At 43.6% G+C, this 26,527-nt stretch carries 28 protein-coding genes; 3 read left to right on the top strand and 25 right to left on the bottom strand.

Annotated elements, in window-relative coordinates; all coding sequences use genetic code 11:
• Positions 1 to 230: 230 nt before the first annotated feature.
• Positions 231 to 1,103: an AraC family transcriptional regulator gene (locus FHW89_RS12620; RefSeq protein ID WP_172335403.1), complete on the top strand. Its 873-nt coding sequence runs from the start codon at positions 231 to 233 to the stop codon at positions 1,101 to 1,103.
• A 21-nt stretch (positions 1,104 to 1,124) separates the two neighbouring features.
• Here the strand turns inward: FHW89_RS12620 and FHW89_RS12615 are convergent, their stop codons facing one another.
• From FHW89_RS12615 to FHW89_RS12510, 22 genes are all read right to left on the bottom strand, one after another.
• Positions 1,125 to 2,129, bottom strand: coding sequence for a YhdH/YhfP family quinone oxidoreductase (locus FHW89_RS12615; protein ID WP_172335402.1), 1,005 nt, complete (start codon positions 2,127 to 2,129; stop codon positions 1,125 to 1,127).
• 3 nt (positions 2,130 to 2,132) lie between these two features.
• Entirely contained in the window at positions 2,133 to 2,525 is a 393-nt protein-coding gene (locus FHW89_RS12610; protein WP_172335401.1) for an acyl-CoA thioesterase, read from the bottom strand.
• Between the two features lie 5 nt (positions 2,526 to 2,530).
• Positions 2,531 to 3,475: an NADP-dependent oxidoreductase gene (locus FHW89_RS12605; protein WP_172335400.1), complete on the bottom strand. Its 945-nt coding sequence runs from the start codon at positions 3,473 to 3,475 to the stop codon at positions 2,531 to 2,533.
• 365 nt (positions 3,476 to 3,840) lie between these two features.
• Positions 3,841 to 4,326 carry a YbhB/YbcL family Raf kinase inhibitor-like protein gene (locus FHW89_RS12600; RefSeq protein WP_172335399.1) on the bottom strand — a complete coding sequence of 162 codons (486 nt, stop codon included), beginning with the start codon at positions 4,324 to 4,326 and terminating at the stop codon, positions 3,841 to 3,843.
• Positions 4,327 to 4,342: 16 nt separating this feature from the next.
• Positions 4,343 to 4,816, bottom strand: a complete 474-nt coding sequence (locus FHW89_RS12595; protein WP_172335398.1) for a Dps family protein — start codon at positions 4,814 to 4,816, stop codon at positions 4,343 to 4,345.
• 75 nt (positions 4,817 to 4,891) lie between these two features.
• Positions 4,892 to 5,878, bottom strand: coding sequence for an alpha/beta hydrolase (locus tag FHW89_RS12590; RefSeq protein WP_172335397.1), 987 nt, complete (start codon positions 5,876 to 5,878; stop codon positions 4,892 to 4,894).
• 31 nt (positions 5,879 to 5,909) lie between these two features.
• The gene (locus FHW89_RS12585; RefSeq protein WP_216650559.1) at positions 5,910 to 6,947 is read right to left on the bottom strand and encodes an L-dopachrome tautomerase-related protein; all 1,038 of its coding nucleotides are present in this window, start codon (positions 6,945 to 6,947) and stop codon (positions 5,910 to 5,912) included.
• Between the two features lie 39 nt (positions 6,948 to 6,986).
• On the bottom strand, positions 6,987 to 8,132 hold the full coding sequence (locus FHW89_RS12580) for an L-dopachrome tautomerase-related protein (RefSeq protein WP_216650558.1): 1,146 nt from the start codon (positions 8,130 to 8,132) through the stop codon (positions 6,987 to 6,989).
• A gap of 18 nt (positions 8,133 to 8,150) precedes the next feature.
• The gene (locus tag FHW89_RS12575) at positions 8,151 to 9,887 is read right to left on the bottom strand and encodes a thiamine pyrophosphate-dependent enzyme (RefSeq protein WP_172335395.1); all 1,737 of its coding nucleotides are present in this window, start codon (positions 9,885 to 9,887) and stop codon (positions 8,151 to 8,153) included.
• A 31-nt stretch (positions 9,888 to 9,918) separates the two neighbouring features.
• A complete protein-coding gene (locus FHW89_RS12570; protein ID WP_172335394.1) occupies positions 9,919 to 10,281 on the bottom strand; it encodes a cupin domain-containing protein in 363 nt (120 codons plus the stop codon).
• Positions 10,265 to 10,702, bottom strand: a complete 438-nt coding sequence (locus FHW89_RS12565) for an Ohr family peroxiredoxin (protein ID WP_172335393.1) — start codon at positions 10,700 to 10,702, stop codon at positions 10,265 to 10,267. Before FHW89_RS12565 ends, FHW89_RS12570 begins: the two co-directional genes overlap by 17 nt.
• A gap of 80 nt (positions 10,703 to 10,782) precedes the next feature.
• On the bottom strand, positions 10,783 to 11,208 hold the full coding sequence (locus FHW89_RS12560; protein WP_172335392.1) for a cupin domain-containing protein: 426 nt from the start codon (positions 11,206 to 11,208) through the stop codon (positions 10,783 to 10,785).
• Positions 11,209 to 11,407: 199 nt separating this feature from the next.
• A complete protein-coding gene (locus tag FHW89_RS12555; protein WP_172335391.1) occupies positions 11,408 to 12,190 on the bottom strand; it encodes an alpha/beta hydrolase in 783 nt (260 codons plus the stop codon).
• A gap of 43 nt (positions 12,191 to 12,233) precedes the next feature.
• Positions 12,234 to 13,169 (bottom strand): NADP-dependent oxidoreductase, encoded by a 936-nt coding sequence (locus FHW89_RS12550; protein ID WP_172335390.1) that lies wholly within the window; start codon positions 13,167 to 13,169, stop codon positions 12,234 to 12,236.
• Positions 13,170 to 13,852: 683 nt separating this feature from the next.
• Positions 13,853 to 14,176 (bottom strand): hypothetical protein, encoded by a 324-nt coding sequence (locus FHW89_RS12545; protein ID WP_172335389.1) that lies wholly within the window; start codon positions 14,174 to 14,176, stop codon positions 13,853 to 13,855.
• A gap of 240 nt (positions 14,177 to 14,416) precedes the next feature.
• Positions 14,417 to 15,400 carry a zinc-dependent alcohol dehydrogenase family protein gene (locus FHW89_RS12540; RefSeq protein WP_172335388.1) on the bottom strand — a complete coding sequence of 328 codons (984 nt, stop codon included), beginning with the start codon at positions 15,398 to 15,400 and terminating at the stop codon, positions 14,417 to 14,419.
• Positions 15,401 to 15,519: 119 nt separating this feature from the next.
• Positions 15,520 to 16,902 carry a sigma-54 dependent transcriptional regulator gene (locus FHW89_RS12535; RefSeq protein ID WP_172335387.1) on the bottom strand — a complete coding sequence of 461 codons (1,383 nt, stop codon included), beginning with the start codon at positions 16,900 to 16,902 and terminating at the stop codon, positions 15,520 to 15,522.
• Positions 16,899 to 19,208, bottom strand: a complete 2,310-nt coding sequence (locus FHW89_RS12530) for a sensor histidine kinase (protein ID WP_172335386.1) — start codon at positions 19,206 to 19,208, stop codon at positions 16,899 to 16,901. The genes FHW89_RS12535 and FHW89_RS12530 overlap by 4 nt, the downstream gene beginning before the upstream one ends.
• Before the next feature lie 143 nt (positions 19,209 to 19,351).
• Entirely contained in the window at positions 19,352 to 20,392 is a 1,041-nt protein-coding gene (locus tag FHW89_RS12525) for a hypothetical protein (protein ID WP_172335385.1), read from the bottom strand.
• On the bottom strand, positions 20,367 to 21,239 hold the full coding sequence (locus FHW89_RS12520) for an AraC family transcriptional regulator (protein WP_253952228.1): 873 nt from the start codon (positions 21,237 to 21,239) through the stop codon (positions 20,367 to 20,369). The genes FHW89_RS12525 and FHW89_RS12520 overlap by 26 nt, the downstream gene beginning before the upstream one ends.
• Positions 21,240 to 21,300: 61 nt before the next feature.
• Positions 21,301 to 21,606 carry a hypothetical protein gene (locus tag FHW89_RS12515; protein ID WP_172335383.1) on the bottom strand — a complete coding sequence of 102 codons (306 nt, stop codon included), beginning with the start codon at positions 21,604 to 21,606 and terminating at the stop codon, positions 21,301 to 21,303.
• A 2-nt stretch (positions 21,607 to 21,608) separates the two neighbouring features.
• Positions 21,609 to 22,352, bottom strand: a complete 744-nt coding sequence (locus tag FHW89_RS12510) for an SDR family oxidoreductase (protein ID WP_172335382.1) — start codon at positions 22,350 to 22,352, stop codon at positions 21,609 to 21,611.
• Positions 22,353 to 22,551: 199 nt separating this feature from the next.
• Here FHW89_RS12510 and FHW89_RS12505 point away from each other — a divergent pair, with 199 nt between their 5' ends.
• The gene (locus FHW89_RS12505; protein ID WP_172335381.1) at positions 22,552 to 23,163 is read left to right on the top strand and encodes an alpha-ketoglutarate-dependent dioxygenase AlkB; all 612 of its coding nucleotides are present in this window, start codon (positions 22,552 to 22,554) and stop codon (positions 23,161 to 23,163) included.
• Positions 23,164 to 23,189: 26 nt separating this feature from the next.
• Here FHW89_RS12505 and FHW89_RS12500 read toward each other — a convergent pair whose 3' ends face one another.
• From FHW89_RS12500 to FHW89_RS12490, 3 genes are read right to left on the bottom strand one after another with little or no spacing between them, the layout of a single operon-like run.
• A complete protein-coding gene (locus tag FHW89_RS12500; protein WP_172335380.1) occupies positions 23,190 to 24,137 on the bottom strand; it encodes an HNH endonuclease in 948 nt (315 codons plus the stop codon).
• Complete coding sequence (locus FHW89_RS12495; protein WP_172335379.1) at positions 24,134 to 24,745, bottom strand: AAA family ATPase; 612 nt, start codon at positions 24,743 to 24,745, stop codon at positions 24,134 to 24,136. The genes FHW89_RS12500 and FHW89_RS12495 overlap by 4 nt, the downstream gene beginning before the upstream one ends.
• Positions 24,724 to 25,245 carry an AAA family ATPase gene (locus FHW89_RS12490; protein ID WP_371742455.1) on the bottom strand — a complete coding sequence of 174 codons (522 nt, stop codon included), beginning with the start codon at positions 25,243 to 25,245 and terminating at the stop codon, positions 24,724 to 24,726. The genes FHW89_RS12495 and FHW89_RS12490 overlap by 22 nt, the downstream gene beginning before the upstream one ends.
• A 994-nt stretch (positions 25,246 to 26,239) precedes the next feature.
• Between FHW89_RS12490 and FHW89_RS28980 the strand changes: the two genes are divergently transcribed.
• Complete coding sequence (locus FHW89_RS28980; RefSeq protein ID WP_256367787.1) at positions 26,240 to 26,374, top strand: hypothetical protein; 135 nt, start codon at positions 26,240 to 26,242, stop codon at positions 26,372 to 26,374.
• Positions 26,375 to 26,527 lie beyond the last annotated feature (153 nt).

Raw genomic sequence — 26,527 nt, 5'->3', positions numbered from 1 at the left:
TGTACCATTATTAACTAATTGATAGATAGGTAAATGGAAAATGATTTTCTGAAACAACCATGAAATATCATGATTTCAACAAGTGAAAACGCTAATAAGGATGAAGAGCGTTTATAAATGTTCAAAACAGACCGACTGGATTTGTGAATTTTAATTGTAATAATATGTGTTTTCAGCTTTGGGAAGCCTGTATTTTAGCAATCAATCTGTTGAATTAGTTATATTTGTATATGCACAAAGAAAGCTTATACCAGCCGTTTGAAATAGTTTATAAAAAGCTTGAAGTATGTCCTAAGTCAGCGCACAAGCATAACTTTTTTGAGCTCGTATACATTTTAAGTGGTAATGGAATACAGTGCATCAACGAAAATAATTTTGACTATACCGCCGGGCATATGTTTCTGATCACGCCCGAAGATTGCCATTCCTTTAATATCACGCAACCGACTGAATTCGTTTTTATACGCTTTAACGACATATACGTTAAATCCCAAAAGAATGTGGAAGCAAGGGACATGGAGTGGATTAAGAAGCTGGAATATATATTACATAATGCTACCCATCAGCCAGGGTGTATCCTTTGCAATGCTCCGGATAAGATACTGGTTAAGGCAATGATCGATTCCATACTCGGTGAGCTGGTTAATGAGCAGCTGTATTCGCATGAAATTATCGCCCAGATTGTAAATACCATTATCGCCGTAGTTGCACGCAACATAGGCATGATTATGCCAACCAAAGTTTGTGAAAGTACCGGAAATACGATGGTCAATATTCTTAATTATATCCAGGAAAATATTTATAACACCAATAAACTGCGCTTGGATGTTATTGCTGATCACTTTGGATTTGCAGATGGTTATTTAGGGAGATACTTCAAAAAGCATACTGGGGAAACTATACAGCAATATATCATTAATTATAAGCTTAAACTGGTCGAAACCCGTTTACAGCATAGCGACATGCGCATCAATGAAATTGTAAATGAACTTGGATTTACGGACGAAAGCCATTTAAACAGGCTTTTTAAAAAGTATAAGGGGTTAAATCCAACCGCCTACAGGAAACAGCAACAGCCATTGACTATTCAAATGGCTGGCTGATCTCATCAAGTATTATTATAACTACAGCAGGGACACCACCGCCCGGCCTTCCATTTCACCGTGCAGTATCTTGCCTATCGCGTCAGGCAGTTCTTCGAGCGAAATTTCATGGGCTAAGCTATCTATATTGTCCGGACGCCATTCTGTTCCAAGTTTTTCCCAAACGGGCAAACGATATTCCATTGGCAGTTCCACGGAATCAATACCAATCAACTTGACACCCCTCAATATAAACGGGAAGACAGTTAACGGGAGATCTCCGCCATTAACCATTCCGCAGGTAGTCACTGTACCACCATATTTAAGCGATTTGATTATGGTGGCCAACACCCGTCCACCCACTGTATCGACTGCGGCAGAAAAACGTGGCGTCAAAAGAATTTTTGCTCCTGCATCTTCTACCTCATTTCTTGGGATTATCGACGCCGCACCGATCTTTCGTAAAAACGCCTGTGCCGACTCCTTGGAACTTACGGCTATAGCTTCATAACCTAGTTTGGAAAGGATAGCTATCGTAACAGATCCTACGCCACCGGTAGCTCCTGTTACAGCTATTGGCCCGGCGTCAGGCCGGATATTTTCATGAATCAACGCCGCTACAGAAAGCCCCGCGGTAAAACCTGCGGTTCCATAGATCATTGAATGCTTTAATGTCAATCCCTGGGGTAACTTTACAACCCATTTTGCAGGTACACGGATATATTCTCCAAAACCGCCGCTGGTATTCATACCAAGATCAAAACCGGTTACCACTACCTGGTCACCAGCTTTCCATTCTTCTGTAGTAGATGACGCCACGATACCTGCTGCATCGATGCCAGGAATGTGCGGATAATTGTGTGTTACCGCCTTATTACCTGTTGATGATAAGCCGTCTTTATAGTTCAGTGAACTATAATGTACCCGGATCAACACTTCCCCGTCAGGAAGATCACTGATGTATCTTTCGGTAATCTCGTGCTGAAATCCGCCATACGGCTTTTGGCTTACAAGAAATGCCTTGAATTTCTTACTATCTGTATTCATATTTTAGCTTAAAATAGTTAATGGTTTTCGTGAATTATCAATAGCGACAAACGTGAAAGTACCACAAATTGCCTTTTCTCTTTTGAATTCATACATTTCTTCCACGACGATTTCAACCTGAACCTTTAAACTCGTATTGCCGACCTGAATTACTTTACCGATTAGTTCAATGATAGTCCCTGCTGCTATAGGTCGCTTAAACTCAATTTTATCAACGGCCACAGTCACCATTTTTTTCCTCGAAAAACGGGTTGCCGTTATAAAAGCCACCTCGTCCATAAGGTTCATAGCCGTTCCTCCGAAAAGGGTATCATAATGGTTTACTGTATTGGGAAAGACTGCTTTAAACAGGTGTGTTTCTGCATTATCGATCCTTTCTGCAATTTTAGTTTTCATAACGATCAATAAATGGTCACCACGATCTTACCAAAGATTTTCCCTCCCGACATTAGCTCGTGGATGTGAATGATATCCGTCATTTTAAACCTGTGGGCAATATTGGGTTTTAGCACCCCTAAACGCAAAAGATCCGCAATGGCAGCCATATCTTCACCGCTGGAATGCACAAACAAGAATTGGGCGTCGATACCCCGCTCTTCAGCAACCGATTTCCATTCGTCGCCAATGCCGCTTGGAATCGTAATCAGTCGGCCTTTAGGACTCAGTATATTAAACGCCTTCAGGATATTTTTCCCGCCTAAAGTATCCAATACAAAATCGATATTGTCGGTTGCATGCTCGAAGTCTGTTGTCTGAAAATCGATCAGTTCGTCCAGGCCATTCTCCTTTAAGAATGCTTCTTCCTTTCCCATAGCGGTGCCGATGACATATGCACCCAGGCTCTTAGCTATTCTTAGCGCAAAGAAACCAACACCGCCGGCTACGCCCTGAATAAGAACCCTTTCACCTTCTTTGATGTCGGCTTTATGGATAGCCTGATAAGCCATTAGCGCAGAAAGGGTTGTCGCGACCGCAGTTTCATCATCCACATTATCTGGTTTCAACGCCATCTGGGATGCAGGGGCGGCAACATATTCAGCATACGTCTTGCCATGTCCCGGAAAATTGACCAGACCAAAAACGTGGTCACCTATTTTAAAGTCAGTTACATCGTTTCCGACCGCATCTATTACACCCGAAGCGTCCCAACCGAGGATGATCGGATCATCGTTTTTGATATTATTGAATTGCCCTTTGCCCTGTAGTGTTTTGTTATCTACGGGATTGATGTCAATTGCATGGACTTTAATTAAGATTTCGTCGTCTTTAATTTGAGGTATTGGTAGCTCCGCAGTTTGCAGGCCGCCAATTTTATCGCCCTCATGTGTTAAAATGATCGCTTTCATAATGCAGTTTTTGATATTAATTGTCTGGTTTCAGGGGTATTATGTACATTTCTTTATATCCTGTTAAATCAGACCAACGGCTTTTTTGTGTTTTTATGCACAGTCAAATCCGGTCTTTACTACGTGCAATTATTGAACCCTGCAAATTGATGTGGGTATATCACTTGCAGGGTTAATATCACTTAATTGCTCGCCTGCTTCACATCCTGGCAACATCGGACAAAAAGCTTTCGACCAGTGCAGCAAGGTATATGAAGACTTGTATTTTTTAGCATTTGGATGATGCCTTTTGTTTACCATTACAATAGTTTAATTGTAATGGTTCATTTATCAGGATAAGGTCATGGATTTAAATATAATGGGATTTATACTTTTAGATAAACCAAAATTGATGCTTTGGCGAGCGTTGCCGGCCCCATGTTAAAACCCACCAGCTGGGGATTGGCTTTATCATCAAGGGGCAGGGTAGTATTCAAGGCGTGGACGGTTATAGCGTAAGGGTGAAAACCGCTTCCGGGAATTGGTACCGGACCACCGTACCCGGGCTTGCCAAAATCTGTTAAACCTGAAACTGCTCCCGCTGGTTTCAATTCCGGTGCGGTACTGCCGGCACCGCTTTTTAGTTCGGTAACGTTCGCAGGGATATTGAACATTACCCAGTGCCACCAGCCGCTACCGGTAGGCGCGGCAGGGTCATACATTGTGATCGCAAAGCTTTTTGTTCCTTCGGGGGCATTTTCCCAGGAAAGTTGAGGTGAAACGTTCTCGCCGCCCGCACCCCAATCATTAAAAAAAAATCTGGGGGTCATTTGACCGCCAAGTTCGTTACTGCTTAATGTGAAAGTTTCCATAATATTTGATTGAAAATTATTTTAAATGTGATCGGAGCATCCAGGCCATTTTTTCATGGGTTTCCATCAGCCCGGTCAGATAATCACTGGTGCCAAGGTCATGGAACTTATCCACCAATGGCGTGATCAGTCCTCTGAGATAAACGATGATACTCTCATGGTCGCCCAAAAGCTCTTTGATAAATCCGGCACTGTCATTTTTCTCGCGGAGCTGCTCGGTAAGGTGGGTCAGTTCCAGGAAACTTTTTAACGTTGCAGGAGCATAATGCCCAAGGGAACGGAGCCGCTCTGCGACACTATCCATGATATCATCAAGCTCGTTATATTGCGCTTCAAAATATAAATGCATGGTGTGAAAATCAGGGCCTTCCACATTCCAATGTGCATTCCGGGTCTTCGTATAAAGCACAAACTCATCAGCCAGCAGGCTGTTTAGTGCTTTAGACACTTCGAGCAAATCATGCTCGTTAATTCCGATATTGGGTTTCATGATATTGTTTGATAGAGATTGCTAAAAATGGTTTTTGCTTACTTCGTAGTCTGTTGTTATTTCTCGGATTTGAAACTAAAACAGGTGCTTTTTGAGCTCAGCAGCCGCGTGAAGAAATAAGGATTTGGTCTGTGGAAGATTTGACAAGGGATTCAATAAGCCAAAATCGTGAATCATACCGTTGTAGCGAATAGTGGTTACATTGACACCTGCTTCGTCCAGTTTTCTTCCATAGGCCTCACCCTCATCGCGAAGAATATCTGCGTCAGCTACTTGGATCAATGCAGGCGGAAGACCCTTAAGTTGCTCCAGCGACGCACGCAACGGCGACAAATAGATATTTGCCCGGTCTTCCGGAAGAGTGGTGTAGTTATCAAACATCCATTTCATCAGGGATGTCGTCAGAAACCTGTCCTTTCCGAAACGTTCATAAGAGTAAGTGTCAAAAGCCACATTAGTTACCGGCCACATCATTAATTGAAATTTGATAGCAGGACCGCCCTCGATCTTTGATTTCAGTGCCGTAACGGCCGTCATATTACCGCCCACACTATTTCCGACAATAGCAAGCCTAGTTCCGTCGACGCCAATTTTTTGGCCATTTTCAGCAACCCATTTTGTAGCCGCGTAAATTTCATTGACCGCTTGCGGAAACTGGGCTTCCGGCGAAGGAGTATAATTGACAAAAACACCGGCAGCGCCCGACAATACCACCAGGTCCCGAACCATTCGCTTGTGAGTGGGATAGTCGCCCAAAACCCAGCCGCCGCCGTGAAGAAATATGAATACAGGCAGCGTGCCACTAGCTCCCTCCGGTTTTACGATATTTAATTTAACACTATATCCGTCGTTGGTAATTGTTGTTTCGGATTCTTCAATACCCGAATAATCTACCTCGACCGATTTTTGCGCACCGATCAGTACTTGCCTTGCGTCTATTGGTGACAAGCTTTCCACAGCGGTGCCGCCGCTATTAAGAATAGCAAGGAAAGCTTTAGTTTCTTTTGATAGTTCAGGATCGTTGGCTACCGCCGGAATGATGATTTGATTTGTTGTTTCCATAAAATTGTAATAGATGTTGTTGGTTATTCAATTAACTTTTGAAGGGTTTTGCATTGATTTTAATTTTATAAATAAAAAGCGGTGGTTGAACTATGGAGTGCCCTTTTTGAAATGCCCCAAGCCTGTTGAGCTGTCCGACAGGTATCCATAGATAGCCATCATGGTCTATCCAAAGGGCATCACCCCAGAGAAGCCTGCTATCTTTAATGACCAGCTCGCTTTTACCGTCTGGCGATATCTTGATGATAGACGAATGGTTAACGTCCGAAACATAGAGATTACCCTCAGCATCGATACATGTTCCTCCGGTACTGGGGGTGTCAAACCATTTGGAAACGTGGGATTCCAGTTCTGCGTCATTCAATGACGAGTCGTTCAAAAACTCCAATTCAACCCTGTATAGCGGCCCCGATGCAGGCTGGAAGTAAAGATATTTGCCGTCCGGTGAAACCTCAAGCTGATCGGCGTGGATGAGCACCAGTTGCCCGTCGCCTATCCTCATAATCTTGCCTTCCGCCTTTATGGGAATCTGATCTGTCGTGCTGCTCCTGTTTTCAAGCACCCTGCGCCCTTTTCCGGTTTTTAGATCCATGATTACAAGGGCGGCTGACCCCGCGTCCGTGAGGTAAATCGTCTGATTATAAATCCTGAGGTCGTCAATAAAACTGTCGCCTTTCATTACAGGGTCAAGCGAGATCGTCCTGACTACTTGATTTGTAGTCAGGTCGATACTCACGAGCTTGGCCGCACCCGGTATTGCCTTTTCACCCATTTTGGGAGTGCCAGTGTCGACAATCCAAAGATTGCCGTCGGGCCCGATCCGGATCGAATTGGTCCGTACAAAATGACCGTCGGGCGGAATCCCGGGTTTCCAATTATTCCATGTGGTATTAGGAAAAGGTATCGCCTGGCCATTAATTAGTTCGGCAATCCGAATTCCACTTTCACCTTCTATTCTCGGATAACAAACAAATATCCGCCCCTTGTCACTTACCGTCACGCCATTCCAAACTTCGTTCGAGCTGGCAACCTGGATTAATTGCGCTGAGCTTACAGACATAAAATTCATGAGGATTAGAGTTATATAAAATACCCTTTTCATTATCCTTTACTTTATTTTTATCCGGTATACCCGGTAAGGATATTTGGTGATATTTTTGTTGTCATTGAACCAGGGCATCTGTTGTATCTGTGAACAGGAAACATACAAATACCCGTCCTTGCTGATGCTATAGCTGTCCGGCCAGCTTAATTTCTCTTTATCTTCAATCAGCGTGGTCATTTTCTTGTCCGGGGTAATTTTGACTATTCTGGAATTTTCCAGGTCGCCCATATACAGGTTGCCATCACTGTCGAATTCCATGCCGTCCGTAGTTACAAACCTGCCTACATCTTCCACTTTTGCTGCAATTTGTCCAGGCGTACTGCTGAAGTTTTGCAAAAGGGATGTAGGAACCCGGTATAGGCGATTGTCGGTAAGTGGTTTATAATAAAGCCATTGCTTGTCAGGAGTTAGCGCGATACCATCCGAATTGATTTTTACCGGCCCCTGCGCATTAGCCATTTCCTTGCCGTTCATTTTAAAATGATAGCTGGGGTCGGACAATGTTGATGGATGGCCGTGAAGCACAAATCTTGAAGCACCGGTCTTCAAATTCAGGACAACAATGCCACCATTGCTGGAACTAGACATGTAACCGAAGCCATTTTTTAAATCCAGCCTGATATCATTGATGTAGGTTTTTGGCCCTGCCACATCTTCCGGGAACTTATAAATTTTAACGATCTTGTTGGTATTCAGGTCAAACTCGATCAGTTTATTGCTTTTCTGGTAAACGTCGCTCAAGCCTATACCTGCCGGATCCACTATCCACAAGTGGTTTTCTTCGTCAGCGACTACGGCCTGAACACAAACAAATTTGTTTGTGCCGTCGTCCCCTTTCTTGAAGCTGTTCCAGGCGCTATCAGGGAATAGAACCGGTTTACCGTCTTTACCGACTTCAACAACCGAATAGCTGTGCTTATCGAGCCAATAAGGATAATTAATAAATAACCGTCCTTCCGGCGAAATGGCAACGCCGGTTAGTTGATAGGTGCTGTCTGCATATACCTCTTCAAGCGCAGGTTGTTGTGTTGCTTCCGTTTTCATGGTTGAATCTGATGAGTTTTGGCTGTTGTTATGTCCGCTCTGGGAACAAGAAACTAACAAAGTGCCAAGGGTGAATAATAATGCGGTGATGGGTAACTTTTTCATATCGTTACAATTTTGAATTTATATTACTTCTGAGAGATGCTTATAGTTTGAGCGTACCATTTCGAGAATGTCATCCATTCTGCCGCCAAGCATCATCTTTGTCATGGTCGTCATGTAGCCTTTGACCTGTTCCCACTCGATTTTCGGAGGCAGGGCCAGAGAATTAGGATTAGTCATGATATTTAACAGAACGGGACCATTGTGACCGAAGGCATCCACGATACCATTGTGCAGCTGTTCCGGATCGTTGACCGTTATGCCTTTGAAACCCATAGCTTCGGCAATCTTGGCAAATTCCGGGTTAACCATATCCGTTTCGTTGTCCGGGAGGCCCTGAACCTGCATTTCCAGCTTGACCATTCCAAGCGCGCGGTTGTTAAACACAATGATCTTAATTGGCAGCTCATACTGTTTGATCGTGGCCAGATCACCGAGGAGCATGGATAAACCTCCATCTCCACAAAATGCAATCACCTGCCGTCCCGGATAACAAAGTGATGCACCGATAGCCATCGGCATAGCGTTGGCCATCGAGCCGTGGTTAAAAGAGCCAAGGAACCTTCTGCGGCCGGTGGCGTGTACATAGCGGGCCGCCCACACACAACACATGCCCGTGTCCATCGTAAATATGGCGTCGTCTGCCGCAAGATTATTAATGGTCGTGGCAGCGAATTCCGGTTGGATCTTATCAATGGTACCGCTGTCTTTTACATAAGTGTGCAAGTGCTGCTGCACATGATCGTAAAGCTCCAGTTGTCCTTTTAAAAAGCCAGGATCAAGCTTTTGCTGAATATGCGGAAGCAGGGCAGTAAGCGTGTCCTTGATATTTCCGCACAACCCTAATTCTAACTTGGCACGTCTTCCCAGTTTCTCCGGGCTATCATCCACCTGTATGATCTTGTTACCGGTAGGCATAAACGGAACATAAGGAAAATCTGTGCCGAGCAATAACACCACGTCAGATTCATGCATACTATGGTAGGCAGACGGAAGTCCTAATAAGCCGGTCATGCCAACTTCGTTGGGATTATCGTATTGGATACCCATCTTGCCCCGGAAGGTATAGCCCACTGGAGCCATCAGCATGCGGGATAGTTCCACAACTTCATCATGTGCCTCACGTGCACCGTATCCACAGAAAATGGAAATTTTGTGGTATTTATTCAATAATTGGGCTGCTTTAGCCAATTCGCTGTCGATAGGACGAAGGATAGTAGGGGCAGGATAGTTATGCATGGATGTTGTACTCTCCAATGCAGGCAGTGGTGCAATATCACCGGGAAGACCGATCACAGCCACGCCACGATGGTGAATGGCATGCTGGATCGCTGTCTGCAACATACGCGGTGCCTGGTGTTGTGTCTGAATCACCTGATTGTAGCAGCTGCAGTCGTCAAATAATTTGATCGTGTTGGTACCTTGAAAGTAATCCGTTCCATATTCGCCGGAAGGAATTGTAGAGGCGATGGCAAGAACAGGCACCCTGGTACGGTTGGCATCGTATAAGCCGTTGATCAAATGAACATGGCCCGGCCCCGAACTGCCTGCACATACAGCCAATCCTTCCAGTTCAGCTTCCGCGGCAGCCGCATAAGCGCCAACTTCTTCATGGCGCACATGAATCCATCTGATACCACCGTTTCTTCGAACCGCGTCATTTAGCTCATTTAAACTGTCGCCGGCAACAGCATAAATTCTTTTTACGCCGTTTTCGATCAGCATTTCAACAATCTGATCGGCAATCTTCTTACTCATTTTCTTAAGGTTTTAAAATGTCTTTCAATTATTAATGTCCGAGATATTGATCTGTTCCATCCAGCCAGTCCTTTCTGGAAGGCGCGAAAAAGTCAATATCGTAGGTGTCATCTTCCAGGGCTTCAAAGGTGTGCCACGCATTAGACGGTATTACAATAGCTTGCCCGGCTGAAACGATATGTTCCGTCCCTTCAATTATTACCTTACAGCTACCTTTTGTTATAATGGAGAACTGCTCATTTTCATGGCGGTGTAACGGTACTATGGCCCCTTTTTTGTAAATAAATATGCCTAGGTTACCCTGCTCGCCAAAAAGCATTTGCCGGGTGAGTTTTTCACTGATTACCTCAACAGGTAAATCTGCTAGTGTGACATGTTTAACTTCTTGGGTCATGATCAAGTACAGTTAGGGTTACCGGGATATTCCCACGAGTGGCTTTTGAATAAGGACAGATCTCATGGGCTTTGTTAAGCAGTTCCGTCGCCATGTCCAGAGTCACTGATGGTATGAAAACTTTCAGTTCTACGGCAAGCGATAATGCGTTTGCATCTCCCAGCATCAAAGCAATATTCGCCTGCGTAACGGGCGATTCGGTGGTATCCAGCTTTGCATTACGCATGATGTGCAGAACAGCACTGTCAAAACAGGCTGCATAGCCGGTGGCAAAAAACACTTCCGGCGTCAGGTGCTCATCATCGGGGCCGCCGAGGGCTTTAGGGTAACGCACATCGGCATTAATCAAATCATGGGCGGATGTTACATGCCCGTTTCTTCCGCCGGTGGCAAATGCATACGTATTATATATTGTTTTCATACTTGAAAAATTCGATGGTTATTGTAGCGAGAAATTCTTCCTGGTTCGTAGTTCTTATTACCTCCCCAGGAATCGGGCATCTACTTTTTATTGAAATAAGTGTCTGTGCCTTTTATCCAATCTTCTCGCTTTGGCGAAAAGAAGTCCATATCGATTGTGCCATCTTCCAGTGACTCAAATAAGTGGGGTATATTGGAAGGGATGAAGATGCCTTCACCTGCTTTAACAATATATTCCTTACCCTGAATGGTCACCTTTACACTCCCTTTTAATATGATGGTGTATTGTTCATTAACGTGGTGGTGAAGCGGAACTACTGCGCCTTTAGCAAAGGTAAAATAACCGATGGTCGCATTTTTGCCTGAAAAAAGTCCCCTGGTGATTTTTCCGTTTAATTGCTTGGTTGGTAGTTTTTCAAGAACGAAATGTTGAACAGTTGTTTGCGCGTGAACTACGGTAACAGTGACCAACGACAATATCAGCAATTTGAATTTTAAAGTTTTCATATGTTTTGGTTTAAATATTGACTTTCACAAAGTTGGTAGGCGTAGCTCTGCAAAATCTGTACGTTTAAGCGATAATTATGTAAATATCTTCCCGTTAAGTTGTTGATTATGTGGCTTAAATGAATGAATTGACACAATCAGAGCGCAAAAAAAGGGCTGACTGAAACAGTCAAACCCTTCTCTCATTCATAGGTAGGAACTAGCTCTTGGGGCCTTTGACAGCCGCACTAATAATGTACTCCGCCACCTCTTTCGGATGGGCCAGGAAAGCCACATGTGATGATTTCAATTCAATGAAAGGAACCTTTGCCCTCTCGTACATATTGCGTTGAATTACCGGGTTGATACTTTTGTCATTGGACGTTAGAATTGCGTAGCTGGCTTTTGTTTTCCACGCTGCAATACTTACTTTATCGCCAAACGCCGAAGCCTTGATCGGTTGCTGGTCGTCAGCCATAAAATCTGCTTCTGTCTGGCTAAGTTCCGCGCAAAAACCTGCATGAAATTTTGCTTTGTCGTAATAAACATAGCCTTTTTCGTCTGGCGGTAATAGACCACTTTCTGGTGCAGCTGGCGCTGAGGAAACCCACTGGAATGAATTCTCACCCTCGGCTGGCATAAAAGCCGCAATATAAACCAAAGCAGCAACCTTGGGATGCAGGCCGGCCTGAGTGATTACGGTACCAGACCAGGAATGGCCGACAAGGACAGCAGGGCCGTCCAGCTTATCCAGCGCGATGTTAAGGGCCGCCACATCATCACTTAAAGAGGTCAGCGGTAATTGCGGCAACACAACGTGATAACCTTTGGCTGTCAAAATGCGGTAAACCTTTTCCCAGCCGGCACGATCAGCAAAAGCTCCGTGAACAAGTACCACGTTCTTGATCCCAGAAGGAACTTGGGCCGCCGCAGGTTTCGGCTGGATGACAGTAAACAAAATTAGCGCAAGCGCTACAATAGGGGCAGTTAATTTGTTTTTCATTTTAATTGTTAATTATGGTTTTTGGATGTTTTTTCTGAAGGTTTTATAATGTCAGGACGATCTTACCAACGGTATGACCTGTTTCCAGCAAAGCGTGGGCTTTGGCCATATCCTCAAAAGCAAAAACGGTGTCAAGGTGAGGAATTACGATTTTTTGCTCCAGGAGTTTCGCAATTTGTTCCATGTCCTTACCATCGGAGTACACTAATTCAAAGTGGGCTGTGATATTTCTTGATTTGGCAATTCTTGCAGCTTCCTCACTGATATAGGTTGGAATGCTGATCAAACGACCACCATCTTTGATCACCTCCAGTGAACGGATGATATTTTCACCCCCCACGGTATCAAAGACAAAATCTATATTACTTGTAACTTCTTCGAATTTTTGGCTCTTGTAATCTATATGCTCATCGGCTCCAAGGGTCATCACGAACTCTTTGTTAGCCGCAGACGAGGTTGTAATCACATAAGCGCCGAGGTGTTTTGCAATTTGAACGCCAAAGTGTCCCACGCCGCCCGATCCTGCGTGAACCAGTACACGGCTGCCCTTTTTAATTTTAGCATGATGTACCAGCACCTGGTAGGCTGTCAGTGCTGCAAGAGTTGCCGCAGCCGCTTCTTCATGCGAAATTGTAGAAGGCTTTAGTGCCAACTGCGATGCAGGGACATTTACGTAAGTTGAATAGGCTTTTCCGTATCCCGGAAAGTTTATCATTCCGAAAACGTCGTCACCTACTTTAAATTTTTCAGAATCGGAGGTTACCACCCTTCCTGATATATCCCATCCTAAAATGATCGGCATAAGGTCTTTCAGACGCCCGGCAATACCAGATCCCGCTCTTGTTTTAACATCAACGGGATTGATGCTTACTGCCTTCACTTCTACCAATACTTCTTCGTTACCCGCTACAGGTGTTTCTACATCAGTCAGCGTAAGCACAGAAGGTGCTCCGAACTCTTTAATTATGATCGCTTTCATTTTTTATTTAATGTTTGATTTACTTTACAAATGTCCTGATGTTGCGGTCCTGCTTTTCTGTACAAAGCAGACAAAATCATGTAAAATCGTTCCATTGGATTGTTGATTCAACGCGTTTTGAATTGCAGCACCGGCTATCTGCTATAAGAAATATCTTTTGATCAGCCGGTTTTCCATAAGTTTCGGAAACCATCTTACTTGACCTAAAGCCTGGTACTTTTGGGACGCTGCCCGCCATCTGCTTATGAACGAACGGCATTTTGTTCGGAGCTTGAAATTGTTAAATTGAACGGAAGCGTTTTCAGATATGGGCTCCCAAAAAATAACGCCGGCGGCCGTAATGCAAACCAGCCTTGTTACCAGAAAAATAATGAGCTCGGCCATTTGACAGTTTATTTTATTTCTTATGCTTTGTTCGCGATCTATATAAAGCGTTTCGATTTCAATTTATCATCATCAGTATGAGAATAACTCATAGACGCTGATTTTTACGGATGCCTCTGTATTACATATAGCACTTATCCGATTGTTTCGTTTACTACCCTATTTGGGATTCACGGCAGATCTATGCCGGGGCTGCACCCGTCCGATTTGAGTCAATTCGAGAACTGTACCGCCTGGTTCTACGGCCATTTATAAAGAAGCAGATAAATGTCCCCTGCCTCAGGTTTGAAACTACCTTTTCAGGTTCCCTCATCAGGATCACTTTCGCCGGACGTTTCTATCAGCAGATCGCATGGAATATCGACCAGCCTGGACAGAATGCCTTTAACACCACTATCGGTTTCAACCGCAAGGATGTAGAGCGGGTCATGCTTCGGACTCATTCGGATGTCAATAATTATTTTCACCCGGACGTCTGACAGACAAAAAATCATATCAGCCTTGCTCCAAATCAAATGATGCGTTCCGATCAGATAAAAATCATTTTCGAAGCCGGCCTCGTGCAGTTTAATGATTGCCTTGGTCAGCGCCTTTCGATGGTATTTTTCCTGATGTTCATTCACCTCTGTGCTTCTCAGCTTTGAATTATTTTATTAATTCGTGCTCTACTATTGAAAACATCATGCCAATGAAATAAGTTATTGATATTCAATTGATTGAATAATTTTTTTATCTGGAAATCATATCGGAATATCGCTATTTAAGGGAGTGCAACGATATAGCAATTGGAATTGGACAGGGCCATATAAAATAAAAATGGCCACCCTTTTAGAGGCGGCCATTCCACAAGAAAACAACACAAATTAATCTAAATCAACAACTACTTTTCCGTTTTTTGCACCGGCTTCTACCTCCTGATATGCCTCCATCGCGGACTCAAGCTGATATACCGATTTTGAAACTACCGGCTTTATTTTGCCAGCCTCGATTAAAGCTGTTGCCTGGCGCATGATCTCTCCCTGATGCGCCCTGCCAATACCGGAAATCAGTGGATAAAGCGTAAACACGCCTGAGTAAGTAGCGCCGCGGAAGGAAAGAGGTGCAAGACTATGTGTGCCCCAGCCGAGGATACTGACTACGTGCCCGGTATATCGCTTTACAGCTTTAAAGGAATCATCCAGGGTTTTGCCGCCGACATTATCCAAAATAATATCGAAGCCTTGCCCGCCTGTATATTCATCTACATAACTCTCCGGATCAGATTCGGTATATTCTATTGGAATTGCCCCGTAGCCTTTTATTTGTTCAAAGTGGTGTTTCCTGACCGTAGCGTAAACCTCAGCACCTTTTGCTTTTGCAATCTGCGCCGCGATATGACCAACCCCGCCAGCACCTCCGTGTATCAAAATCTTCTGGCCCTCATGAATATTTGCCCTGTCGACAATGGCTTCACAGGCAGTGATGAAAATTAGTGGTACTGCAGCGGCGTCGTGGAAGGAAAGGTTCTTTGGTTTTAACGCCAGAAAATTTTCATCGGCTGCAACGTATTCAGCAAGTGATCCCTGATTTCCCGCAATTCCCCCGATCATTCCGTACACCTCGTCGCCGGCTTTGAACCTTGTTACGCCTTCACCAACAGCCTCCACAATACCGCTGACATCAATACCCAATACGGCAGGCAATTTTGTTTGAGCGTGCCCTGCCTGCCCCGCCATTATTTTAATATCCAAGGGGTTTAAACCACTTGATTTTATTTTTATCAATACTTCGCCTTTAGCCGCAACAGGTTTGTCCAGCTCTTGCAGGTCAAGCCCTGCACCGTAGTTATTTAAAATTAATGCTTTCATTTTTATGTCTTATTACAATACAAATTTCGGCAGCCAGGTGCCTTGAAGTCATGTATTTTAAAGACATAATTTTGTACAAATTTGACGCCGTACGAAATAGGATTGGTTGGAGTCAGATGCTATTGAGAGCTGCTGAACCCCTTTGTAATGCCGAGACGGCCCATACGGGACTTTAATGTAGAAGGGTTAATGTTGAGCAATTTCGCGGCACCCCCGTCACCGTAGATCTTTCCATCACATCTTTCTATTGCCTTCAGGATGTGATCCCGTTCATTCTGATCAATTGTCTTCATAGCAGTATCGGGGATGTCAGGATTTGCAGATTGTTCCGCAAAACCCGGAACCGAGACCAAACCTCCATGGCTTAAAAGCACACCGCGCTCGATGATGTTTTCCAACTCCCGGACGTTACCCGGCCATGTATACTTTTTTAGCTGCTCCATAAAAACAGGGTCAACGCCTGCGATAACCTTGCCTTGCTTCGCGGAAAAATACCGGGTGAAATAGTCCGCTAGTAGTGATATATCGTTGCCCCGCTCCCGGAGAGGCGGCATAGTAATTGGAAAGACGTTAAGCCGGTAATAGAGGTCGATCCTGAATCGGCCCTGGCTGACTTCTTTCAACAGGTCTTTATTAGTTGCGGCGATGATCCTTAAATTGACCTTTTTTCGTTTGCCGGCAATAGGCTCAACCTCTTTCTCCTGAATAACACGCAGGAATTTCATTTGAAGTTCTGCGGTTAACTCGCCGATCTCGTCCAGGAAAATCGTGCCACCGTCTGCTTGCTCGAACTTACCGATCCTTTTATCAATTGCGCCGGTAAAAGCTCCTTTTTCATGGCCAAAAAGTTCTGACTCAATCAAGCTTGCCGGTAAGGCCGCACAATTGACAACAACAAGGGGCTTATCGCGCCTCGGAGATAACTGGTGAATCAATTTAGCCAGAAGTTCCTTGCCCGTCCCGCTTTCCCCGTTGATCAATACGGTAGTTTCAGCCGGTCCCACGATATTGGCGCTCCCGATTACTTCTTGGATCTTCTTGTTTTCACCAATAAAACCAGGCGTTGGTCCTATTATTTCATGTGTAATCGTAATTCCGTTATGCTTCGTGATCTTTGAGGCAAATTTTTGTTTCTCGCGATGCACATACAGTGCAATCTCAAGCATAACAAGTACTTCTTTCTTGCGAAAAGGCTTCAATAAAAAACCATAAGGCATCGTATTTTTAGCAGCTTGGATCAGATTTTTTTCAGAGTTGCCCGACAGGTAAACGAATGGGATGTTCTTATCCGCAAGAATTTTGGCCAGGTCAATTCCGGTAAGCTCCCCACTTAAGTAAATATCCACCAACACGATATCTGGCTGTGTGTAAGAAAGCATATTGACGGCTTCTGAAACAGACTTTACAGCCGGAAGAACCTCATAACCGCCGCTTTTCAAAGCCATACTTATATTGTACGCTTCGATATACTTGTCTTCGACGATCATGATTTTATGTTTCATACTGCTTCCAATGGATAATGAGGCAATTGAATTATCCTTTCAAAACTAACATTTATTTCCGTGCCCTTACTGCCATCAATCGTAATCTCACCATCCATTTCATCAACTAGCCCCCTCATAATTGCTGTTCCCATATGTGGTTCCGACGTATTAATTTTCAAAGGAAAGCCCATGCCATTGTCGGTAATGTTAAGGTGAATACGGTCTTCGGTAGCTCGAAGCGACACCCAGATTATTCCGTTTCTACCATCTGCAAAGGCATACCGCATGGCATTTGTAAGCCCTTCATTTAAAATTAACCCCAGCGAAATAGCCCGCGAAGCTAACAATTCCATAGGTTGAATATCTGTAACAATCCGGATGTTTTGAGGTTCACCGAAGCCTTCTTTCAGGTAGGCAATCAACTCCGTCATGTACACTGACATATCTATCAGATCAGCCATGTCGTTCGTGTAAAGCTTTTTATGGATGAGTGTAACCGCAAATATCCTGTGCTGGCTGGTTTCAATTGCTTCCAGGGCATCATCTTTCAGATTCTGCGCCTGCGCTTCCAGCAAACTCAATATAGTATGAAGGTTATTTTTTACTCGGTGATTCACCTCCTTCAAAAGCCAGTCCTTTTCCCGAAGTACCTGCTCCAGTAAGTCATTCTTTTTCATGATAGTCTCCGCCTGCTCCGAAATCTTAAGGCTTTGCGTAGTTTTCTGACGGTAAAAATAGAATATGGTGACAATGATAAATGCCGCCGTCAGAAGCCCGACAATCATTATTGTAGTTATAAATTTATTATGGCTGATCCTTAAGCTTTGTACCGCATTCTGCTGACCTAATAGTTTTATATGATCGCTGGCTTTGCGTATTTCGACTTCCTTTAATGCATTTTCGTATTTTGCTTCTAACTCCCGGATATGCTTGTTAGTAGCGGCCCGTAATTCCGCATTGTCAATATCCTTGAATTTTGACATATCCTTCAAAGCGGCCTTATAATGTCCTGTAGCCGAATCTGCCATGAACATTTCGAAACGAAGCTGCTTCGTCTCAGCACTGCTGTACATCACTGCAGGAAAGTTTAAGGACTCGTAAAGATATTTTCTTGCAACATCGTAATTTTCCAGTTCAAGATATAGGTGCCCTACATCACGTGTGGCCCTGAAAGTTGAACTATGATTAGCACGCGCAATCCTGTAAGCATTATTGAAAAAAAAGGCCGCGCTGTCATACATCTTCTTTTCCCGGTAAGTATGACCCAACATCGACATATACAGCAATCGCTCATCAAGTGACTGCGGCGGATATTTTTTCATTGTTGCATGAATGTAGGCTAAGGATCTATCGTTATCGCCCATCTTTCTCATTGCATGGGAAATAACCAATGGTAGAAAAGGATCGGAAACGCTTACAAGTCCCGGAAATTTCTGATAGTAGTCTATTGCGGTAAATGCATACGGCATGGATTCACTGAACATATCATTCTCAGCGATGATTATCGAATGAAATAAATTGACATCACCGGCGGCAGCTGAATCTTTAGTTGCCTGGACGCTTTTCAAAGCCGCGAGCGAGTAGTTCACTGCTTCATTTTGCTTTCCGGTATTCGTGAGGAAATAAGCATATTGCGAGTATACATAATGCATGTATGGATAACGAAGCGCTTTATAGGATTTTATGACGTTCAAAAACTCCGTACCCGCACTCGGGTTTCTTAAACTTCCATGAATTTGCGCAATTATCCTTCGCGTCAAAAGTGTCTTATAAATATTATTTGAGGTTTCGCTAATCCTTAGGGCCTCTTCCGCATAGGTCAAGGCGGCGCGGTAATCATAGGCTTTATCATCGTCAAAACGCCACCAATAATGATGGGCGAGCAATAACAATGCATTCGTCCTGGTAGTATCGTTCAACCGCGGCAGTAGAGTTGCTGCACGTGCCAGCGGGCCTAGGTCGGCATTGGCCAAAGCAGCCATGTACAAGGCATCATTATACACCCTTTGATTTCCATGCTTTTGCGCCAATATTGCTGCCTTCATCGCACTATTTAAAGCCTCGGTTAAATCGGCAATCTTTTTTTGCGGCCTGTTATAAAGGATATTTGCTTCCTGTAATTGCAGGACTGCGCGCTGTGCATCGCTTTTAGTGGTTTTTAGCGATATTTCGATGGGAATTAAATGATCTGCCCTTACAGGAATCGGAACAGGAAAATTTTGCGCTTTACAGACAAGGCTAAAAAAAACTAACAGGCACATCACGACCCAATGGCGAAAATTCAAGACACCACACATCAACGACCAACTATTTGCCAACAGCATTAAAACTATAATTACGAAATAAAGTACATGTTTTTCCTAAACTATTTAACCCGGCCATGCAAACTCCGGGATGCGTTTAAGCATTAAAGATAAAAATATGATGTGATAAAAAAAAGCAGTGTTAGTTCCGGTTTGATCCTTTTTTATCCAGGCCGTTTGATGTCGCTGACTTGATAAAATCGCTTCATAAGTCCAAATTCTTTACGTAAAAGAGGCGATTTAATCGGTTCATATGTTAATACGTCCTTACCATTTTTTGTGACGATAATTTTAAATGGTTGCTTTAACATTTGAGTCAGGTGGTATACCGCTAAAAATTCAGCAAGGTTTTCATGCCAGCTGCTGGTGCTGTATAAAGAAACAAAAGGTATTTGTTGAAGACCCTGATATACCTCGGCAGCCTGTGAAGTCCTGAATAGCGAACCTCCCTTTCTGAAGCGGTTCTTAAGCACCAGCGAATTGGGTACGGGACAAATAATGGTCGTGATGTTATTCCACCTGTGTTTTTTAAAGGCTTTTGTAAAAGCGTTATATCGTAATTTTCCAGCAATGGAATCTCCTCCAATAATGTGCATTGAACCATCAACAACATGTGTCCCTTCATGCAATAAAACGTAGGTCAGCGCACTTAGCGTTCCCCCATTTACGGAAACAGAATACGTTGAATCTCCTTTTTGATAGCAGGTTCTTTCCTTTTCAGTAAGCCACTCGGAGATATTCTGGTGAAGGATCGCAGCTCGAAAAGTAATATGATATAACTTAGACGTTCCGTTTTCAGCGATTGGGGAAGTGAGGGCGGTGTTAGGCATATTATCTAAAAAGCTAATGCTCTTCAGGTGTTCTTGTAATACCCATCGATGAAACGGCGGCAATGCCGCAAAAGCGGCAGCAATAACTTCCTTTTCCTCCTTTGTTAGCCTATGTTCAGTAGGTGACATTCCCGCCTCCCTGAATTGATTTAGAATTTCCGGGGGTGTTACTGAGATCCGGGATAAATAAGTGGTATCGGCGTCAAATCCATATTGCCCCTTCGTGACGCCAGTTGCGTTTTGTTTTTCTTTTTGACAGAAACCCGATAGCGGTGCAACGACCAAAATTCCAACAATCAGGCCTTTAAAGATTTGTTTATAAGAATGCATTGAATACGTGTTGTTATTTTTAATTAAAGGATTGGCGGTAAACATTTGGCGAAACCGCTGTCTTTTTTTTGAATAGTTTGTTAAACGATTGTGGGTAGTCAAAGCCAAGCTGGTAAGCGATCTCAGCAACGGTCAAATCGCTTACTGCCAAAAGTTCTTTTGCTTTCTCGATCATTTTAGCCTGGATGAACTGCTGGGTGTTTTGGCCAGTTAGCGAACCGAGCATATCGCTGAGGTATCTCGGGGAAACATTCAGTGCATCTGCCAGGTTCTGTACTGAAGGCATTCCCTGAATCAATGCATCTTTTCTCTGGAAAATTTCTTCAAGCAAATCATTGAGCTTTGTAAGCTTATCATTGCTTACGACTTTTCGGGTAATGAACTGCCGGCTATAAAAGCGGTTGCTGTAATTCAAGAGTTGGTCCAGTTGCGCGATAATGATATCCTGGCTGAAACTATCTATCGGACTGGACAACTCATATTTAATACTTTCAAAAATACCCGAAACAATCGTCTTCTCCTGGTCAGATAAGCATAGTGCTTCATTCACCGAATATGAAAAAAAGCCATAGTCCTTAATGGTTTTAGACAAGGGAGTATTCCTGATAAAGTCTGGATGTACATGCAGGGAATAGCCACTGTAATCGGTATCCTTATCCATTACCGATGAAATTAGTTGTAATGGCGCAAAAAAACTCATGCCACCGGCGTCAAAATCAAAATAATGCTGCCCGTATTTGAACTTCCCCCTGAAATTAAATTTAAATGAGATCTTATACATGTTCAATACCAGGGAAGATGGCGGTGAACTGATGTCCCGCGTCACCTCCGCATAATTAACAAGACTGATCAACGGATGCTGCGGACCGGGTAAACCCAGCGCGCGGTGCATTTCTGATATTGAATTAAAAAGATGAGGGGCATTATGTCTCATAGTGAATAAAAAAATAAAGTTAGCATTTAAAAACGAGCCTGTGTTGCACCGTATCTACAGTCCAGGTCACAGTTTGCTGATCGATCATCGCATGGATAATGGAATCTCCATGTTCTGAAAGCAGTCTGTGCATGGCTGTGGTGCCCTCTTCCTTACTATCCCAAATCAACATATCAAACACAACCCCGTCACTTTGCTGCCAAATACGACGCGAACGAAATCCCGGCTGTTCGCAAAGCCATTTATCGATTACTTTATTAGCATCGATAAATTGCTGGCAGGTATATCCTGCCAGCTTAAAAGAGGTTATTTCAACAGCTTCCATAATTAAAAATCCTGCACTGTTGGTCTTAAAAATATTTCGTTCACATCTACATCTGCAGGTTGGTCAATAGCATACGCAACCGCGCGGGCTATCGCATCCGGCTTAATCCCGATCTGAGCAAGGAAAGACATCCCTTGTTTTGCTTCCTCATCGGCAATGTGACCGGCAAGTTCGGTAAGAATCGCGCCTGGCGAAATGATGGTCGTCCGGATGTTGTAAGCTTTAACTTCCTGTCTTAATCCTTCAGTAAGCGCGCCGACAGCAAACTTCGTTGCAGAATATACAGCACTTGTTGGCGCTGTTTTATGCCCTGCTACTGAGGACACGTTGATGAAATGGCCGCTCCCCTGTTCTTTGAAAAAAGGAATGGCAGCCCCGATGCCATAAAGCACGCCTTTAAGATTCGTATCGATCATTTGCTCCCACTCGTCATAGCGGCGATTTTCTAATCGCGATAGCGGCATTACACCGGCATTGTTGAATACCACGTCAATTTTTCCAAACGCACTAATGGTATTCAGAATGAACTGGTCAACCTCATGGCGCTTTGTGACATCCACCGCAAAGGCGACAGCTTTACCGCCGGCTGCTTTGATTTCCTCCACGAGTTGATTTAGTTTCTCTACCCGCCGTGCTCCAAGGCTTACGGAAGCACCTAATTTAGCCAAATGCTTAGCTGTTTCTTCTCCTATGCCGCTGCTGGCACCAGTAATTACTATTACTTTTCCTGTGATGTTGTTGCTCATTTTTTATGATTTTAATTGCTTATTTGTTTACCACAAAGTTGCCGCAATCATGTTCAGGCCAATAATCCAGATTGGTATAACCTGTGTCCATATATGTGGAACGGGCAGTTATGTTTCGGCAGTTGGATATGCATATTTTATCAGCCAATATAAATGCCGAGCTTTGCCTTTACCCATTCGATGATAATTGATAATTCACATGGATCAAATAAACTTGTTGAACGACCTGCTACCAAATAGCGGATTGCCGCCCCAACTGGTCGACTACCGCCCTGGCGTATTTTCCTTATCGGAAAGCGAAGAGTTAATGGATAAGCTGATTAATGAGGTAAAGTGGGAACAGAAATCCCAGCTGATGTATGGCAAGGAGGTCACTACCCCAAGACTCACTGCCTGGTTTGGCGATCCTTCCGTCGATTATTCGCTTAGTGAAAAAAATCTTAAACCTGCAATCTGGACACCGGAACTATTATTAATCAGGGAGCGAATCGAGCCGCTATCGGGTGATAAATTCGATAGCGTGTTGCTCAATTATTACCGTGATGGGAATGATTCAGTAAGTTGGCACACAGACAATGACGGTGTGCCCGGAAAGAACTGGGTAGTCGCGTCGGTGAGTTTTGGCCAGCAAAGACATTTCGACTTTCGAAGGCGGGATGATCACGCTATTAAGTATTCTGTTCTTCTCGAATCAGGATCTTATCTGCTGATGAAAGCCGGTTTTCAAGAAAAGTGGCAGCACCGTGTTCCGAAGGAAAAAGGTATTATGAGGCCAAGAATAAATCTGACATTTCGCAAGCTGACGCGCTGATTGTTTTTTACCTGCTCTGCTTAGGTTCATGCCGGGATGAGCTGTTGTTCGGCAACTACCTCATCATAGGCCTGGTTGAACCTGTCCTGGTAATCCGGTGCAACGTACACATTAATAAAATCAACGATATTGTCGTTAATATATCGCCCCCAAAGCGTAAATTCTTTTTCGAGTGATTTACGTTCCAACAACTCCCGGCAGGTAACTTTAAACAGGTATTGTAACCCCGCATCATTGTGCACGCCCAATTCAAATCCCGCAATATCGACCTCAATACGCTTTTTGAAAGCCTTCCATACATCCAGCCTTTCGGCAACCAGTAGATTCCTGTTCAATTTATATCTATCCCTGCTGACGTTACCCCGTTCAGCGTTTGGCCCGTGCCCACTGATATTTGCGTATAGGTCAAATGTTAAAAAGTCCTCCGGATGATCAATTTCAGGATTTAGCAATATGGGTAATTCAGCCGACAATGGTTGAGCATGAGCCTTCGTCTGGCTTCGATCTAGGCTTATTTGTCCACGTGGCCCTCGTAAAATCGGGTTAATTGCCACGGCTCTTACACCCCTGATTGGAAAATGGTTCCCCTTAGCATCCTTACCGTTGCACTTTGGGCATGCCAGCAATAAATTGGTCCATTCTAAACCCAGCCAATAATAACCCGGCAGCTCTATATTATCATTAACACCCGCTTCAACTTTTGCCTTGGGACGGTAATGCTCTACCTGCAATGTTAAGCCATGTTCCAGTTGGGATTCACAATAATTGCATTTGGGCCTGTCACCTGGCTGCAATTGTAGTTTATGTATGGAACATGCACGAAGCAATTCAATTATAGGGGTATCCGGATAGTAGGTCGCATTATATTCTTTTCCGTCTAAATTAATTACGGCCCTTTCAATCTGTCTCAATGCACCTCCCACCAGTAAACGCGCAGGCGGATTTTCACGGTCTTTTAACGGAAGAAAAATCATGTATCCTGCCTCCTGATCAAAGTCCTCTCCCTTATTTTCGTTTCAAGTATATTATAAAACACCGCTTCATTATAATCATCCTCTGTATTCAATTTTTCACCATATACGTGACTGTCACTGATTAGGTCGTCAAAGCGGAACAAGGGTGAAGTTAGCAGTGCGTTGGGCAGTAAGCTGGTAATGTCAATCTTCAAATGTTCCGCACATATTCGATCTGCCTCATCTTTATATACATTGATAAAGACAGAGTTCCTTGGTGCCCCAAGCATAGGAATAGGGCTATCGGTAGTTACGATAAGCTGAATATTTGGGAAAGTATCTGCAAGCTGAATAACGATTTCCCGCCGCAATTTAGGATGCCGGTGCAGGTCAATTTCATCGATCAGGACAATGCCTACAAAATCTGCAAGATCGGCCACGTCCTGTTGCTTTTCACTAAATGGCAGCAACATATCAAGGATGAGGGCGGCGAAATTGCGGGTACCTGATGGCAACTTCTGGAAGGGCGTCCATTCTCTTTTTAATCCAGACTTTTCATTTCCCTGTTTATAAAAAACCTCATGCCCCTTATCTAGCGGCCGAATTTCTACTTCATGGACATTAGGCAAAATTTCAGAAGGTTTGCGGCAATATTTTCCAGGAAATTATCAAGTGCAGGCTGATATTCTTTCGGCCTTACACCCAAAACATATTCACCACTGATATCTCTCAATATTCCTATTGGGTTAACCAACCCATAGGTGGTTTGATGGCTGATATGCGCCTCATCGCTTTTTTTAAGATGTTTATCCAGGCTGCCCTGCGTTAGTAACCTCACTGGTCCGTAAACAGCCAGTCCTTTGGCCAACAATTCGCCATCCTTATAATTATCGCTACTCTTAACCGTCGTGCGTGAAATACGGTTTAAATTGTCGAGTCCGATTTCTATTTCAAAATCATCATAATCCACGGCAACAGGTTCGTCATGATCGTTGTTACTGGTCAGCCCTGTGGCAAGCGCGCGAAGAATCGAAGTTTTCCCTGATCCGTTTTCACCGGTTATTAAAATCCATTTACATCCGGCAGGGATATCTTTAATGCTTACTTTGTTAACCGGCCCAAACCTGATCTGAAATTCTCTTAAATAACCAGTTTTCCTTTTTTGGTCAGCTCTTTCTGCCCGGTATCTTTTTATTATGTTCCATTGCTTGTCAAATACGGTTGGTTTGATGAAATCAACCGGGTCGGTGTACGCTAAGGTATCGGGGTAGAAAACCGTGTTATCCCTGATGGCATTATCAATTATTACTTTATCATTAGCGAGAAAGGACTCAAGGGAGGCAATGTAATCTTTATTTTTGAAGTTCCGGTAATATTTTCGGTATGAACCTGGTTGGGAATAGGATCGATCCCTAAATTCTCCAGCAGGCTGTAATTAAAGAATTGAGTTTTCGATATGTCTTTTGAATTAAATTCGAGTGTAGTATTTCCGTCAACATTAATAGCGAAGGCTACCCGCGGCATACATGTCAGGTGATCGTTTCCGCTCCAAAAAGAAACTGCCAGGTAATTTTGATCACCCAAAAACCAATAACCTTTTTCGAGCCTCGATTTACGGTTTAAAGATCAGAGCGTGAACAGGAAATTCCGGTCACGATTATGATATGTTGCCAGTAGCTTATAAACATCTTCGTCGATTTGTTCAATGTTCATTAAATATAAGGTTAGGTATTAATGAAAAGCTAAAATAGTATTTAATATGCTTTTGCTAAAATTGTAATAATACCGTTTAACCTATTTATCCCTTTTACCTCTGATCACACCCTGCTTTATATTAAACTCTTATGTATTTCCGAGCCCTCATATGGGTTTTCCAATCCAGCATGGTTTCAATCAACCTGTGTCTGGCAAGAATATTTTTCGGGTCATTCAGTAGGAACCCTATGTTCCGGTCAACTGCCTCTTTAACGTTATGCTGGGATGTTCGAAAAATGCTCAAAATTTCAACGGCAACCGTTCAGAATTTGAGAGTCTCCGGGAAACTGAAATCTAAAAAAGTAGGCGGTATCCATTTTTATAAGCTTGCTGATATCGAAAATATGATCAGTGACAAATCCTAAACTATGAAAGCTGAATTCTCAACTCTTTTAAGGCTGTATAATAAAATAGCTGATGACCGCCGCTTAAACGTCTGGCACATCAGCTTATTTATCTGCATATTGATGCTATGGCAAAAAGCGGCTATTCGGATCAAATAAAGGTATCCAGAAAACAATTAATGACCGCAGTTCACATTGGCAGCATAACGACCTACCACCGCTGTATAAACCGATTAAAAGAGCTTCATTATATCGTTTATTTGCCGACCTATGATTCTTACCAGGGAACCATTGTTAAGGTAGTGCTTTAAA

Source organism: Mucilaginibacter sp. SG564 (assembly GCF_013149275.1).
Classification (GTDB): Bacteria; Bacteroidota; Bacteroidia; order Sphingobacteriales; family Sphingobacteriaceae; genus Mucilaginibacter.
Note: the sequence above shows the minus strand (reverse complement) of the source record. Positions and strands in the feature narration are given on the sequence as shown.